At 60.2% G+C, this 13,832-nt stretch carries 14 protein-coding genes and 1 pseudogene; 9 read left to right on the plus strand and 6 right to left on the minus strand.

All coding sequences use genetic code 11. From position 1 onward, the window contains the following. Positions 1-369, plus strand: a 369-nt coding sequence (locus tag LH128_RS02310; protein WP_008827961.1) for a LysR substrate-binding domain-containing protein, incomplete at its 5' end; no start/stop codon positions are given. A 163-nt stretch (positions 370-532) separates the two neighbouring features. On the opposite strand, the gene LH128_RS02315 is transcribed toward LH128_RS02310, so the two are convergent. The 6 genes from LH128_RS02315 to LH128_RS02340 all read right to left on the minus strand — a co-directional run bounded on the left by LH128_RS02315 (position 533) and on the right by LH128_RS02340 (position 7,733). Beyond that, the gene (locus tag LH128_RS02315; protein ID WP_309141605.1) at positions 533-1,024 is read right to left on the minus strand and encodes a nucleotidyltransferase family protein; all 492 of its coding nucleotides are present in this window, start codon (positions 1,022-1,024) and stop codon (positions 533-535) included. Between the two features lie 186 nt (positions 1,025-1,210). Continuing rightward, on the minus strand, positions 1,211-1,759 hold the full coding sequence (locus LH128_RS02320; RefSeq protein ID WP_037517263.1) for a hypothetical protein: 549 nt from the start codon (positions 1,757-1,759) through the stop codon (positions 1,211-1,213). 104 nt (positions 1,760-1,863) lie between these two features. Continuing rightward, complete coding sequence (locus tag LH128_RS34015) at positions 1,864-2,475, minus strand: lytic transglycosylase domain-containing protein (protein WP_008827964.1); 612 nt, start codon at positions 2,473-2,475, stop codon at positions 1,864-1,866. Further along, positions 2,465-5,422 (minus strand): MobF family relaxase, encoded by a 2,958-nt coding sequence (mobF, locus tag LH128_RS02330; protein WP_008827965.1) that lies wholly within the window; start codon positions 5,420-5,422, stop codon positions 2,465-2,467. The genes LH128_RS34015 and mobF overlap by 11 nt, the downstream gene beginning before the upstream one ends. Beyond that, positions 5,419-7,428 carry a type IV secretion system DNA-binding domain-containing protein gene (locus LH128_RS02335; protein ID WP_008827966.1) on the minus strand — a complete coding sequence of 670 codons (2,010 nt, stop codon included), beginning with the start codon at positions 7,426-7,428 and terminating at the stop codon, positions 5,419-5,421. Before LH128_RS02335 ends, mobF begins: the two co-directional genes overlap by 4 nt. Continuing rightward, positions 7,425-7,733: a ribbon-helix-helix protein, CopG family gene (locus LH128_RS02340; RefSeq protein ID WP_248006465.1), complete on the minus strand. Its 309-nt coding sequence runs from the start codon at positions 7,731-7,733 to the stop codon at positions 7,425-7,427. The genes LH128_RS02335 and LH128_RS02340 overlap by 4 nt, the downstream gene beginning before the upstream one ends. 559 nt (positions 7,734-8,292) lie before the next feature. Between LH128_RS02340 and LH128_RS02345 the strand changes: the two genes are divergently transcribed. The 8 genes and pseudogenes from LH128_RS02345 to LH128_RS33030 all read left to right on the plus strand — a co-directional run bounded on the left by LH128_RS02345 (position 8,293) and on the right by LH128_RS33030 (position 13,827). Next, positions 8,293-9,543, plus strand: coding sequence for a tyrosine-type recombinase/integrase (locus tag LH128_RS02345; RefSeq protein ID WP_172704892.1), 1,251 nt, complete (start codon positions 8,293-8,295; stop codon positions 9,541-9,543). Continuing rightward, on the plus strand, positions 9,536-10,726 hold the full coding sequence (locus tag LH128_RS31820) for a tyrosine-type recombinase/integrase (RefSeq protein ID WP_083910057.1): 1,191 nt from the start codon (positions 9,536-9,538) through the stop codon (positions 10,724-10,726). The genes LH128_RS02345 and LH128_RS31820 overlap by 8 nt, the downstream gene beginning before the upstream one ends. Next, complete coding sequence (locus LH128_RS02355; RefSeq protein WP_008827970.1) at positions 10,723-10,980, plus strand: helix-turn-helix domain-containing protein; 258 nt, start codon at positions 10,723-10,725, stop codon at positions 10,978-10,980. The genes LH128_RS31820 and LH128_RS02355 overlap by 4 nt, the downstream gene beginning before the upstream one ends. A 63-nt stretch (positions 10,981-11,043) precedes the next feature. Beyond that, a pseudogene (locus LH128_RS02360) lies at positions 11,044-11,968 on the plus strand (HEPN domain-containing protein). Positions 11,969-12,070: 102 nt separating this feature from the next. Next, a complete protein-coding gene (locus LH128_RS31825) occupies positions 12,071-12,445 on the plus strand; it encodes a type II toxin-antitoxin system RelE/ParE family toxin (protein ID WP_327195030.1) in 375 nt (124 codons plus the stop codon). Then, the gene (locus LH128_RS31830; protein ID WP_008827972.1) at positions 12,423-12,755 is read left to right on the plus strand and encodes a helix-turn-helix domain-containing protein; all 333 of its coding nucleotides are present in this window, start codon (positions 12,423-12,425) and stop codon (positions 12,753-12,755) included. The genes LH128_RS31825 and LH128_RS31830 overlap by 23 nt, the downstream gene beginning before the upstream one ends. Before the next feature lie 95 nt (positions 12,756-12,850). Next, the gene (locus tag LH128_RS33025; RefSeq protein ID WP_172704894.1) at positions 12,851-13,462 is read left to right on the plus strand and encodes a hypothetical protein; all 612 of its coding nucleotides are present in this window, start codon (positions 12,851-12,853) and stop codon (positions 13,460-13,462) included. Beyond that, positions 13,459-13,827, plus strand: a complete 369-nt coding sequence (locus tag LH128_RS33030) for a hypothetical protein (RefSeq protein ID WP_172704895.1) — start codon at positions 13,459-13,461, stop codon at positions 13,825-13,827. The genes LH128_RS33025 and LH128_RS33030 overlap by 4 nt, the downstream gene beginning before the upstream one ends. Positions 13,828-13,832 lie beyond the last annotated feature (5 nt).

The raw sequence follows: 13,832 nt of genomic DNA on the forward strand, positions 1-13,832 counted from the left end.
CCCGCCGATCTCGTCGATCATGCCTGCGTGATCTACGGCTATGCGCCCGAGCCCGACGTCTGGACGCTGCTCGATGCGGACGGCGCCGAGACGCGCGTGCGCGTTGGGACGCGCCTGCGCACCAACAGCGGCGACACCGCCCGTCTTGTCGCCCTCGCCGGCGAGGCGATCACCTGGCAACCCGGCTTCCTGATCGGCGAGGACTTGCGCGCGGGCACTCTGGTGCAGTTGCTGCCTGGCTGGCGCCTGCCGGACATCGACATCCTGGCGCTCTACGCCAGCCGCCGCCATCTTTCCGCCAAAGTACGGCTGATGGTGAATTTCCTGAGCGAAGCATTCAAAGGCGTCCCACCGTGGGAGCGAGACTGAAGCGTCGCGTTGTTCAAGGACACATCGCACGCGATCGCGATGGCTCCCATGGACGGTCAGGCGCCAGCAGAAGTATCCGGTTGAGCGCCCTAAGAACCTAGGCACACCCTCGCCGAGGCGGGAACCTGAAACGTGCCGTGACGGGAGGCGCCGCATTGCTGCGTCAGATTTCAATCCTGGTGAGGAGCGGCCAGGCATCACGCCATGATTTCGATTGGATCCGTTCCTCATAGATTGAGCGCTTATCTTCCTCGAAGCGGGGCGTTGGACGCAGAACGAGGTCGAACATGTCGTGTAGACCGAACGGGGCCGCAATCTCGCAGTCACCTGCGTGTGTGCGGCGTGCGGCGATCGCGGTGGCTGTTTCGGGCCAAAACCGCATGGCATCGGTCGCGGAACTATAAGGCGCATCGCCATTGCGAACGTGCATCCGGGCTTGGTTCTTGACCGACCAGATGATGGACGGCTCCGAAACTCTCAGCAGCGCTTCAAACTCTCTGTCATGGATCGCATCGGCACGACGTGGATCGTACCAGATTACATCGACATCACCGCAGATCGGCATAGCGGATCTTTGGTGGAGATGGTCCCACACCGCATTCCTCACGAAGCCTGCGCCGATCCAGCAGTCCGGCAATTCCAGTGCCGCGACCACACCCAGAAGGTGCCAACGATGGGGATCAGCGCGAAGAATGGAAGATACGCATAAAACCCGGTCCATCGGATAACCGTAAAGTGTCCTGCTAAGTTGAACAGGCGGAAAAACGCTTGATGGCGTGGCGCACCGGCTTGGCAGACGCTGGCGTTCGGAGGCCCATCAGCATCATTGCAATAATCGCGGTCAGGTGAGCTTGAGCGCCTGCCGTGTCTCATCCGTCAGCGTATAGACCGCCAACCGCTGCGCCCCGCGGTTCTGATGATCAACCCGATATCCCTGATAGTGTCGGTGTAAGAGACCTGCGCGGACGAGCTCGGATACCGCGCGACTGACGTTCGTCAGGCCCGAGGCTCGAAGACGCTCACGAACGATCTCCTCGATTAACTGCTCTGCCTGGGCGTGGTCGTCCGGCAATTCTCCCTTGCCGGCAAGGTCTTTCCTGACACGTTCAGAAATTCGTACACCATTCGGATCCCGGCGCCCGATCGGAGCGATGGCATCGCACAGCCATTCGCGTACGGTCATCCGCCGGTCGCTGCTCACGACGTAGGGGCCTGCAGAACCAGTTCCGCTGCTTGCCTGGGCGATAAGGTTCAGCACCATGTAAGCATATCGCGGTCGCTCGCACGCCTCAGTCAGACGCTCCAGAATGCCTGGCACGCCGGTGCGCCCCTGCGGATTGGGTTTGGCGTCGGCGGTCTTCCCGCTGGCGAATAGATCAAGCTGGAACATACCATGAATCAAGCACACCCGGGACTCTGTGTGAATCCCTTTTCTTTTCGCGCCGACCATTTACCGCAGATGGCACTTTACCAGCGCGTCCGGGTAAAGTGCCATTAGGGAACCTTTGGGAATTGGATGCGCACTTGGCCAACCGTGGGCTCCGCCGCGACGAGGTTCGCAGTCGAGGTCGCAAAAACCTGCTCACCAAACCGCCGCCTCATATGTACCGCGACTCCGTGAGCATAACGGGCCTGGCGCCATCGCGTCGGAGAGTGGTAGATTCCAACCGCCCGCCAATAATCTTTGCTCACCGCCAGGCCGCTTAGAAAGATCCAGCTGGCGGCCCTGACGTTGAAGCACGCATCGTTTGCCAGCCAGGAACGGATGACTTCTGGCCTGCGGCCTATAAGCTCGGAAATCCGTTGCACCCACCAGCTGTTCACCTGAAGCGGCCCCAGATCGTGCGTCCCGTTGCTGTTCCTGACTTCGGCGCCGATCCACCCTGCCTCCTGATCACGGAGCCCCCAAAGCGTCCGCTCGAGCCAGACACGGCCATTCGCGACCGAACCGATGCACCGGGCGATCTCGATCTCGCCCGCCGCGACAGGGACAGCGGCTGCCGAACACGGATGGAGTGCAAGCGTCACGCTGATCAATGCGCCCAAGAAGCGAGAGGTCGCGCGGCGGCAATGGTGAACTGGCATGCCATTGGGATCATCGGTCATGTCGCTGTTGCCTCCTGGCATGATTTCCATTTCCATGGGGGTGAGTTGTCGTCTCGGTGCGACTTGGAGAGCGCTCTGCAGTCTGTTTGGCGATGATGCGCACGAGAAGACCGTCGAGCATGTCCGCAACTGCCTTCGCACTGCCGGCAATTCGCCCTGCGCCTCGCGGCGCTCCCGGCCTCCGGTCGATTTTGCGCTCAAGCTCTCGATCGCGTTGAAATTCCCGGGCAGCCTCTTGGTCGTTGCGGGATCGCGCCAAAGAGGCCGCGTGACGATCACGAATTGTGCTCATTGCACTTCGATCGAGACGCCCAAGACCCTCCAACGATGACGACTTCTCACCTGTGAAGCGCTCGAGCTTCTCGGCGAGGCGCTTCGCGTCCTCGGTCCAGAGCTTAACCCCGAAACGTGCCCGGGTGATTGCGGTGTAAAAGTTCTGCCCCGTCACCAGAGCAGAATTCACCGGCGCCAGCACATAGGCACGGGCATACGTCTTGGACTGCGCGGAGAACACGGTCTCGGCATAGCCGTGATCCCAGGTCTTGTGCCGGTCAAGATCGACATCGGCAACACGTTCGTCCCGATCCCAGCGGATGGTGGCCCGGCTCCCATCAAGGGCAATAACCGTGCCGCGCTCGGCGTTCTTCAGCTCCAGCTCCCGATTGACGAGCCGCCACTGGATACGGTCGCCTGCGGCGAGTGTACGCTCTTCGCGATTGAAGACATTAACGTGGCGGACTTGGCCGAGACGAGGATCCCACCTGATCATGCGGCCATTCTCATCTACCAACCTGATGATCTGCCGCCTGTTCGGATCCCGTCCAAGCCCGACGACCCGGTATTCGGTGTCGCGAGCGATCCCGCGCGAAGCATTGTCGCGCGCAAAGATCACGACCTGCCCACCGGAATAGAACCTCGCAAAATGCTTCTGCTGGTCTGACAGGCCAGCTGGCGCCAGGATATCGAGACGCGTGTCTTCCGCCGCTAGAATGCCTTCGCGTCTCAAAGCTTCGCGAATACGTGCATTGACGCGAAGGCGCGTGGCATTCTCAAGGACAAGAATGTTCGTGGTTTCGCGGTTCTGTGGACTAAGCCGCGTCCACTGGTCCACAAGGCTACGTGCGAGTTGCCCGGTCTCTCCGCCACTCTCCACCTTGTCCAGATGCGCAAGCGAGGATGCATAATCTCCATTTCGAGCAAACGTCACCGCGGCCTTCATTGACCGCGTTTCCTGTCTCAGCGATTCAGGCAACTGCGCGGTAGGGAGACCGAGGCGCTGCATCAGCCAGAATGGCTTGCCCTGTTCGATGGCGCCTGTTTGCTTGTTGTCACCGACCAGGATCAGGCGAGCGCCAGTTTCGCGGCTGATTTCCAGAATTCGCAGAGCCTGGCGACTGCCCAGCTGGCCTGCCTCATCGAGAACCAGCACGTGGTCACGGGAAAGGCCCCTCCCCCCGGTTGCGAGAAGACTGGCCACCGTCCGGGAAGGTATGCTTGCGGTGGCCCCCAGGTTCGCCGCAGCCGAAGAGGTGGGTGCCAGGGCAATGAGTTGATGCTCCGGCGCCGCCGCCTGCGCAAGCGCTCGAATGAGTGTGGATTTACCAGCCCCCGCTACGCCGTGGATCCCTGCCACACGATCTCTCGAACGTGCGATATCGACCAGCGCCTGCTCCTGCGCCGGGCGCAGACCGGCCACCTCAAGCACCCGAAGAAGACGATCGCTTGTCGCCAGTGGTCTCGCATCATCGGTGGCAAGTGCCATGTGCCAGACCAGCGCCATTTCCATTCTCGCTGTCTTCCTGGTAGTGCGTCCACGCGTGTGGAGGCGGTCCCCGGTCGGCTCTTTCGTTGCTAGGATTTTCGCCCTGGCTTCGTGCTCGGCGATCAGGGGCCTGATATCGGAAAGCCGAACTTCACCGACATGTGAGGCGAGACCAAAGCGAAGCATCCGGCCCAGGTTGTTAACCGCTTCCTGCGTTTCAGCCTGCCGGATCCCGAACAGCATTGCGCGTCGGGCGTCCCCCGGAAGGCTAAGTGATTTTTCCTGTGATGCCTCCACCTCCAGAGAGCGGTCGAGCACAGCCTTCAGCGCAGGCTGATGCTTGGATGCACGCGCATCCCACCGTTCCCTCAGCCCCTCCAGGCTGGTTTTCGCCTTGGCGCGCCGCGTCTGGTAGAAGGACCGGCGGCGCGCGGCCTGCCCCGTCAGGCCATGCTCGGCTGCATGAGCGTCGATCTGTTCGGCGCGCTGCGACATATCGCTAATCAGTTCGCCCGGGACACCGGTAATCTCGAACAGCCCCCGGCGGGGATCAAATTCGATAGCGAACCCGCTCCGCCGCAGTTCATGCGCCAGTTCGTTGCGGTATACCTGTCCTGCGACCATCTGTTCCGCGTACATCGCACGGGTCTCCAGACTGGACATTTCCTCACCGGCCCGGGCGTTGGTCATGTTCATGACGACGACATGCGTATGAAGGTGCGGATCAAGCTCTCGGCTTGCATGTTCGGTGAAGCGCCCAAAGAGCAACCTGCCTGTCGTATGGTGGTTGATCTCGCCATTCTCTCGCCGGCGAAGGCCGGCGTGCTCCTCCAGGTAGGATAGCGCTACGCCCACGGCGTGCTCATGTGCGGCGAGGATCCGCTCATCTCCCATGACGAGCGCCATGATCGACACGGACTTCGGCGCATTGACCGCGAAGTCCCACCCGGGGTGGTGCTGGATTTCACCATCGGCACGGTGACGTCCGAGCTGCTGTCCATTGACCCGGCCGGCCAGCAATTCCTTGAACACTTCGGCATCGACCTTGCCGTGAAGGCCGAGTTCGGCAGCGAGAGCCCCGCCCCATTCCGAGGGCTCGTCGGCGCCCTTGGTGTAGTAATCGCCGACGGTGTAGTAGCGAGCGATGTTGCTCGCGGCCCCCTTGAGGCGGCGCGGGTGGATCATGCCGGACGGGCCTGATGCACGGGCCCATTTTCCCGGTCAAATACGTTAAGATCGACCTTGATGCCGCCCCGAATGGGGGCAAGCATCTGAGGGAGCGCGCCGGCTTGCGCTTCAGTCTTTGACGTAGGTTTCGTTTCGGTCTTCGAGGCGATATCGGTCGCAGGTATCTCCTCCGGGGTTGAAATGAACAGGTTTGGTTGCACATCTGGTTCACGCTCCGCAGTGGCGTTGGAGCGACCGCGTGGACCTTCCTTGGCTGCGCTGGTAATTCCGCCGGTATCTCGCTCAGGCGGCGTATCCCGCTCGACAAACCCCTCCGCGATCGAGGGCACGGTGTTGAAAGTGTCAGCGAACCGGACGACCGGCAGATTGCGCCCAAAGCGCAGAAAGCCGGACAGGTTCGGAAGATTGGTCACCTCGGTATGCATCACGAGTGGACGCGTCACCTGCATTCGGGACAGGTTCACGCCGTCGCGCATGTCGTTCACGCCATAGGACATCCCTTCATTGGCTTCGACCTGCTCGACCTGCCCCAGGTTTTCCGAGACATGCTTCGCGGTCGGGGTGTCGTTCGCCCGCAGGGCAACCCAGGTGGAGCAGTATCCCGTGATCGCCGCCGCATCCTGGATGCCGTACGTTGCCTCCAGCTGCGGGTAGGATTGAAAACCCAGAATTCCGCAGCCGCCGTACTTCCGGGCACGCGCCAGAAAGTCGGACAGGGAAGGTAGTTTTTGTAGACTGGGGAGCTCGTCGATAACACAGTAAAGGCGTCTCTCGCGGTCCGGTGCGAGGCTCATGATGGCGGATATCGCGATGTCGAGCCACACCGTGATGAGGGGCCGCAAGGAAGGGAGCTGGTCCGCCTTGACGGTGATGAAAAGCCAACTGTCGCCCTCCTCGTTCTCCACCCATTCACGGATCGAGAGCCCCTTGCGGGTGTCGTCGAGATAGGAGAATGAGCGCATGACAGAAGCGAGTTCAGCTTGAATGCCCGCCGACGTGCGCTCCCCTTCGACACTGATGAAAGCGGCCGCGTCTGTCCCCGCAGCGAACGCGGCCAGATCCTTCAGCCGGGAGCGAAGAAGGCAGTCCAGGAGGATCGAGACCAGCATCTCGCGTTCGCGGGCGAGCTTGCGCAGGACCGCAACGAGTGTACCGCGCGCAGCCTTTGCCCAGAAGGGATCGCCGCCCTTGTCGGGGATCGTGGATTCGGCGATCTGGTCGTAATGGTACTCGCGCGGAACGTCGCCCCAGGGCGACCAGCGGCTCGTTCGCTTGTCGAGCGGATTGAGGATTACATCATGCCCGGGGCGGTAGAACTTCTCCACGAAAGTGCCGGCCGTATCGTAGACGATCGCCCGGTTACCGGCAGTCCTGATGCCATCCAGCATCTTGACGATGAGGTTCGTCTTTCCGGTGCCAGGTGCCCCGCACAGAAGTATGTGTTCGGGCTCGAAGGCACCGGGAACGGGAACACCGCCGATGGAGAAGCTTCCCCGAGGCTGCTTGCGAAGCAGTGCGCGGATCTGCCGGATCGTGCCGAAGCGGGCCCCACGCAGATATTCGTTCGACCCCAGACCTCGTCCCGTTTTCGTGAAGGTGAACCAAGCGACACCGAGCGCTGCCGCAGCGAATATCCCGGCAAACAGTGCTCCCTCAATCAGGGCCCGTTCGAACGCGTGCAGGGACTGTTTGGCGAGGGGTGAGGCCATCAGCCAATCAGCCGATGTCCAGTACGCCTTGCCCCCGGGCGTCCTGAACTGGACCGGATCATTCGTCCCGGGCGCCGCGTCGGTCTTGAAGGTCGCCTCGATGAGCTTGGCGAGGACGAACCGTTGGTAGTCACTCGTATGTTCAAGCGCCCACCAGACGGTGCCGATCAACCACAGCACTATCCCCGCCAGCAAGGTCTGGAAGAAGACCTGCGTTGTCATGCGGACGTTGTGCACGATCGCCTGCCCACCCCTCGTCCAGGACCCGAGGGTGTCGTTCCGAAAGATGCTCATGAGCGCCCCTCGGGATCGAGAAGTCCGCGCTGCGAGAGTAACGTCCTGGCATGCGCCATGCCCTTGGCGAGTGTGTCGGGCGCTCTGTCGCCAAGCGATGTGGCAAGGATTGCAAAGGTCTGGATGCAGGTCGCCAGAATCTCGTCCTGCGAGGAATAGACGTACCTGCCATCCTGATCGGCCGCGACAGAAAGTGCAGACCGGATGAATTCGCTGAAGGGCAATTGCGCACCAGCGGCGCGCTGATGCAGCCGGTCGTGAAGCTCCGGATCGAGCCGTACGCTTATGCGGGTCATGTCGAGCATCCCTTTGCAGAGGCTCGACCGGAACTGTCTTTGAAGCGCAGACAGATTACCCCATCCCGTTCGCGCACTCAATGCCGAGACGATTGTAGGCAGACTGAGGCCGAGATTCTGGAACATTACCGTGGTCGGACATGTCGGACAGGTTATCCGCTGCGATCTGAGGCCCTTGAGGGAAGCGCATAAAATCCAGGCGGACGCGTCAGCCGCGGATAGCTGAGCATGTCAGCCAAGTCTGGCGCATATAAGATACTATAATTGCTTTGAAAATTGGCCGAAGCACCCGTGCGTACGGTGCATGCCTTCTTTCACCCGCAAGGGTGTGAGTCGAACCCATCGCAAGAGCTTGCTCTTGCGCCCCTAAATCCGCCCTCTGGCGGGTCAAAGGGTTGAACCGATAAGCCTTTTTCCGCTGCGGCGGCCAAGGCTCCAATCGGGATCAAGGGTCAGGGCAGCACCGCTCGATCTGATGCTGCCGCCAAATCCCAGTGTACCCCGGGGAAGTTTTTTCCGGGGCGCACATCAACCGGCTTTCGTGAGCCGGGTTTCAAGGAGCGCCGCCATGCGACGCACACAACGAATCGATTTGGCATCCGTAGACATTTCCACCCTGCCCCTCCCCGATGCCGGGGAATATCTGATCCACGATACTGAGGCTCCCGGCCTCGCAATACGCCTGCGAGCCTCTGGAGCGCGATCCTGGGTCACTTTAGGCACCCATGAAGGAAAGACCCTCCGCCGCTCTCTGGGCGACGCTCTCAAGGTGCCTGTGGCGATTGCCCGCACCCTCCACTCCAACGCCACGCCCGCGCTGCCCACCGACAGCGCCGTCCCTGCCCTCTACTCCGCTAACGCAACGGTCAGCGAAGTGATGGCAGGCTATCTCGCCTTCGGCGAAAACCGGCGCTGGAAGGCCTCGACCGGCAGGACAATGGAGATGGTAGCGCGCCTGCACATAGTGCCCGCGTTTGGTGAAAAGCCGGTGAGCGGCATGACCCGATCCGATGTTGTCCTATGGCTTACCGAACTGGAACAGCGCCTCACCTCCTCCCGCATGGCGCTGTCCACTTTGTCGGGCATGATGGTCTACGCGGAGGACCACGGCCTTCGCCCTCCCGGCTCGAACCCATGCAAGGGTCTGCGCAAGAAAGCCCAATCAACGCGCGGTAGCCACCTGTCGCCAAACCTCATCGCAAGACTCTGGGCTGCGCTCGACCGCTATGCGGGCCATGACCCCGACGCATGCGATGCTGTGCGCCTGCTGATGCTGACAGGCGCACGGAAGATGGAAATCCTCGGCATGGAATGGGATGCGGTTGAGGGACCGTGCGCCGTTCTGGAAGATGCGAAAGCGGGGCCCCGCGCCATCTGGTTCAACACCCCTGCACGGGAAATCATCGAACGGCGGCGTGCTCTTGGAAGCGGGAAATGGGTCTTCCCGTCTCGCTCTGGAAATGGCCCGCGAAGGTCACTGGATCGCGCATGGTCGCACCTACGAAATGAGGCAGGAGCGCCCGCGTTGCGGCTCCACGATTTGCGGCATCACTTCGCGGCGGTCGGGGTGTCGAATGGCATCGATTTGAAGTTCGTCGGTGCGCTGCTTGGACACCACGATATCGACAGCACCTTGATCTATGCCCACCTTGCAACCGCCTCGCTTGTGAAGTCGGCAGGGCGCGTTTCCAAGCTGATTGATCAGGCCATGCGCGGCGCGGAAATTGGCACTGACGGGGCCTCATTCCGCTCCACGCCTCCCCCGAAACAGGCCACACCCATCGTGTCCAGCGAAGCTTCGGAGGTGTGCTATGCCTAACTTCGAAGCATCTCTGACGGAGGCCATTTGCTCCAGCGCAGCACCCGAGCAGCGGGAGTACGTCATCCGCGATGCACGGCAACGATGCCTCAGCCTGCGCGTCCGTCCGAGCGGAACCAAGACATGGATTGTCCGGCATCGCTCAACTGACGGCCAGACCCGCGTGTCTATCGGTCAGTATCCAGAAATAAACCTCAAGGCGGCTCGAACGGCTGCTTCGGCGGTACTCTCTGGGAGGTTCACACCAGTCCCGACAAGCCTGCGCTTTGGCGAGTTCTGCGTCCAGCACGAAGCGCGTCATGCGGTCGGATTGAAGCCCTCGGGCCTCCGCTCCTATCGCAGCTATGTCCGCAACCAGTTGATCCCGGCGTTCGGCCTTTTACCCATTGCCCGGATAACGCGCGCCGATGTTATCCGCTGGTTCGAACGCTACAGCGCGACCAGCCCCGGCGGCGCAAACCGAGCGTTGGGCATACTCGGGCAGATGCTGGCGAGCGCGCAGCGATGGAATCGAATGCCCCCCGATTGGGCAAACCCAGTGTCTGGCGTGCGCTACAATCGACGTCGCACGCGAGGCACGTTCCTTTCCAAACCCCAGCTTGCGCGACTTGGAACGGCCCTCACCTTCCGCTCAAAATCGGAATGCCTGGCAACGCAAGCTCTCGCCGCGTTGGCGCTGACTGGGTGCCGCGCTGGTGAGATGCTAAGCCTTACCTGGGGCGAAGTACTGCCTGATCGGTTGCGGCTCCGGGATAGCAAGACCGGCGCGCGTGACGTTCCTCTTGGGACGACGGCGCGCCGGTTCTTCGCTGCCCATCGCAAAGCGCGGCTGTCGGCAAGCAATACCGCCCTTGTGTTCCCTTTTCCCGGCCTTGATGGTTACGAACGTATCCGCACGGTCTGGAAGGCGGTTCGCCGTGACGCACAATTGCCGACCGCTCTGCGTATCCATGACCTGCGGCACAGCTTCGCCAGCCATGCTATCATGTCAGGAGAGACGCTGTTCACCGTCTCGCGGCTCTTGGGCCATAGGCGGGTGCAGACGACAGCCCGCTATGCCCATCTGGCCGATGACACTATGTTGAAAAGCGCCGAGCACATCGGCTCGCTCATCATGGCACAGGCGACACGATCTCGGCGACGGCGCGAACTATCTCCATCCGAAAAGGGAGAGGCGGCATGAGCGATCTGATCTACTCGCCCAAGCCGCTGACAAAGGCGGATGAGGAAATGGGCCGCCGCATCTGGCTCATCGCCGCCCCGCGCATGACCCGGCTTTCCATTGTGATCGTCCGGTTGCGGGTCGCGCGCGGATGGCCCCCGGAAAGGATATGCAGGCGGCTGCACATCTCGCGGCGCAAATTCCGGCGCCACCTTCTGATCGGCATCAGGCAGATCGGCAGGGCACGAGAAGAACTCCAGAAAAAGAAAGGGTAAGCCTGTGCTGGGCGATGCGCGCGAAAGGGTGCATCGCCCGGTTTGGCTTGCTATGGGAACAGCGTGAGAACCGATCTCGATCATCTGCCCCCGGCAAAGCGCCGCGAACTGGAGCTTGTGGTCAAGCTCATATTCGAGGAATTTGGCGACGCCGTCGCGCTCGCCCAACAAGCCTGGAAGAAACAGGCGCGCATTCTCAAGATCATCCTGTTCGGCAGCTACGCGCGCGGTGGCTGGGTCGAGGAACCACACACAGCCAAGGGATACCGATCCGACTTCGACCTACTGATTATCGTCAGTCATGAGAAGCTGGTTGATGCTGGCACTTACTGGAGCCATGCAGACGAGCGGCTTATCCAAGAACGAGCGGTGACCGGCACGCTTCGAACTCCCGTGAATTTCATCGTCCATACACTTGGCGAGGTGAACGATGCCCTTTCCCAAGGGCGATATTTCTTCACCGATATCGCCCGCGATGGCATCGTCATTTATCAGGCCGACGATGATGCACTGGCTCAGCCAAAGCCTAAAACGGCGGTAGATGCCCTCGCACTTGCCCGCGAATATGCGGAGGACTGGATACCGAGCGCGGATCAGTTCTTGATCCAAGGTCGCGAGGCTGCCGCACGAGGCTGGGGAAATAAGGCCGCGTTCGAACTGCACCAAGCCGCCGAGCGGCTTTACCATGGCGTTCTGCTTACGCTCACGTTGTACACGCCAACACACCCATCGCTTATCCGCGCTCCGCTCTATGGCTGAGGAGCTTGACGTACGGCTGATTGAGGCTTGGCCACGGGAGCGGCGCGATGATCGGAAGCGCTTTGAAAAGCTCAAAGACGCCTACATCAAGGCTCGCTATTCGAAGCATTACCAGATCGAAGCGGATGAACTGGACTGGCTTGCGGACCAGGTCGAGGTGCTGAAAGGCATTGTTGCCAGCATTTGTTACGAGCGCATCGCCAGCCTGGAAGCCGCAGCGGCCAACTAAGTCTCAGCTTGACGCCCGCCCGTCATCCTAAGGGCAACGCACTTGATCCATAACACTTAGTGTTATATATCTCTCGATAGGAGAGCGGCTATCACCCGTGTCCTGAAAAATCGATGGTTTGAACGGTTCGCCCGGAAAGAGCGAATTTCCGACGCCGCATTGAAGGAGGCCGTAGAGCGAGCAGAAAACGGGCTGGTAGATGCAGACCTTGGTGGCGGCGTCGTTAAACAGCGCGTGGCTCGCGAAGGTGGTGGCAGGTCAGGAGGCTACCGCACCCTGATCCTGTACCGGCAAGGTGACCGAGCCGTATTTGCTTTTGGTTATGCAAAGAGCGCGCAGGCCAACATCTCAAAGGCAGACCTTGCGATTTTGCGCGATGCTGCGACCAAAGCCTTTCGGTGGAGTGATGATGAGCTTGATCGCCTGGTTAGCTCTGGAGCGCTAATGGAGATCGATGATGGGAACGAAGGTGGATAAAAGCTATCGCAGTGACATTGCGGGTGCGGTTCACGAGATGATGAGCGACGCCCACGACGCAGGCGTGGTTTCTCAGGCTACGCTAAAATCTTTCGATAGCGCATGCCTATCACCTGTTCCCATGCTGGCTGGCGATGAGATACGGGCAATCCGCGAACGTGAGCATGTTTCGCAGCCCGTGTTTGCTGCATACCTCAATGTGTCGCGAAACCTTGTCTCCGATTGGGAACGCGGCGTTAAACGCCCGGGTGGTCCTGCTTTAAGACTACTTTCAATCATCCAGCGCAAGGGGCTCCAAGCTGTAGCTTAACGCGGTTGCCCCCTCGGGTTTGAGGTTACATCCTATGAAGGGAGCGACGCGGTCAAAACGCAGGCGCACCATTATATCGATGAGGTCAGAAATCTATGATCCATTTGGCGCGTGCATGGCTGCCTACGGCCAAGGGGCGGCTTACCCTAGCCTTTATATTTATCGGTTCACTCATAATCGCGCTCGATCCTCAATTTAATAGCAGCGCGGCTATAGACTGGAAGAAAGTCGTTCCATGTTTCTTGGCTGGCCTTGCGTGGCTTTGGTCTGAACTATCTGAAGTTGTGCATGTCAGTCAGCATGACCGTGATTTATATGCCACGATTACCGCGACTCTCAATCAAGATGCTTTGACATTCCTAGGCACTCATGACTTTCAGATCGACCTTCCGATCTCGGCCACTAACCCCATTGCGGAAGTATCCTACTGGCATGGTGCACAATATGAGTTCAACGATCCGACCCTCCAAAAGCGCTGGGAAGCCGTCTATGCTAAAATCTGCTCACTCTCCGACACATACGGTTCAAACTTGGTCGATGCTCCTAATAACCCAAATGCCTTAACAGCATGGCACCTTGATATACCCCGCCATCAACAGCCCGCTAAAGCCCACGAGGAAATAGCCGAGCTAAATGCTGGAGGGATAGATGTTTATCGGGCAGTCAACGCCTTTATGAAGTTTGCACGAATGAGGTTGGGCCTGTGACGACACTGGCAGACATCGTGGCAACTCTTGAACCACTTGCAAACTCGAAAGTCGCAGCTTCGCTCCTTCCGGTTATCGTCTCTTCGCTGCTGGCGTCGGGAGTGGCTCTCGTCACTTACCGGTTCAAGTCGAAGGAATCATTGTCGGCGTCGATCACCTGGCAATGGCAAAGATATCAGGACGGCAGTGATCAGGAGGAACCATTCCTCGTTGTTCAGAATCGTTCCAACATTCCCGCCTATCTCGTAGGCTGTCGTCTCTTGCGCGGGAATTTCTTTAACAGGCTGCGGAAAAAGGCGCCGCAGTGGTCACCGTCGATCTGCGTTCGAAGGAGGGGGACTGGTCTGTCGCTCGTTTCAGGGTGAAATTC

The organism is Sphingomonas sp. LH128, assembly GCF_000293195.2.
GTDB lineage: Bacteria > Pseudomonadota > Alphaproteobacteria > Sphingomonadales > Sphingomonadaceae > Novosphingobium > Novosphingobium resinovorum_A.

Excerpts from the sequence above, each read along its gene's own strand:
- LH128_RS02320 (WP_037517263.1), bottom strand. The coding sequence starts at position 1,759 with ATGTTCCAGCTTGATCTATTCGCCAGCGGGAAGACCGCCGACGCCAAA.
- LH128_RS34015 (WP_008827964.1), bottom strand. The coding sequence starts at position 2,475 with ATGACCGATGATCCCAATGGCATGCCAGTTCACCATTGCCGCCGCGCG.
- mobF (WP_008827965.1), bottom strand. The coding sequence starts at position 5,422 with ATGATCCACCCGCGCCGCCTCAAGGGGGCCGCGAGCAACATCGCTCGC.
- LH128_RS02335 (WP_008827966.1), bottom strand. The coding sequence starts at position 7,428 with ATGAGCATCTTTCGGAACGACACCCTCGGGTCCTGGACGAGGGGTGGG.
- LH128_RS02340 (WP_248006465.1), bottom strand. The coding sequence starts at position 7,733 with ATGCTCGACATGACCCGCATAAGCGTACGGCTCGATCCGGAGCTTCAC.
- LH128_RS02345 (WP_172704892.1), top strand. The coding sequence starts at position 8,293 with ATGCGACGCACACAACGAATCGATTTGGCATCCGTAGACATTTCCACC.
- LH128_RS31820 (WP_083910057.1), top strand. The coding sequence starts at position 9,536 with ATGCCTAACTTCGAAGCATCTCTGACGGAGGCCATTTGCTCCAGCGCA.
- LH128_RS02355 (WP_008827970.1), top strand. The coding sequence starts at position 10,723 with ATGAGCGATCTGATCTACTCGCCCAAGCCGCTGACAAAGGCGGATGAG.
- LH128_RS31830 (WP_008827972.1), top strand. The coding sequence starts at position 12,423 with ATGATGGGAACGAAGGTGGATAAAAGCTATCGCAGTGACATTGCGGGT.
- LH128_RS33025 (WP_172704894.1), top strand. The coding sequence starts at position 12,851 with ATGATCCATTTGGCGCGTGCATGGCTGCCTACGGCCAAGGGGCGGCTT.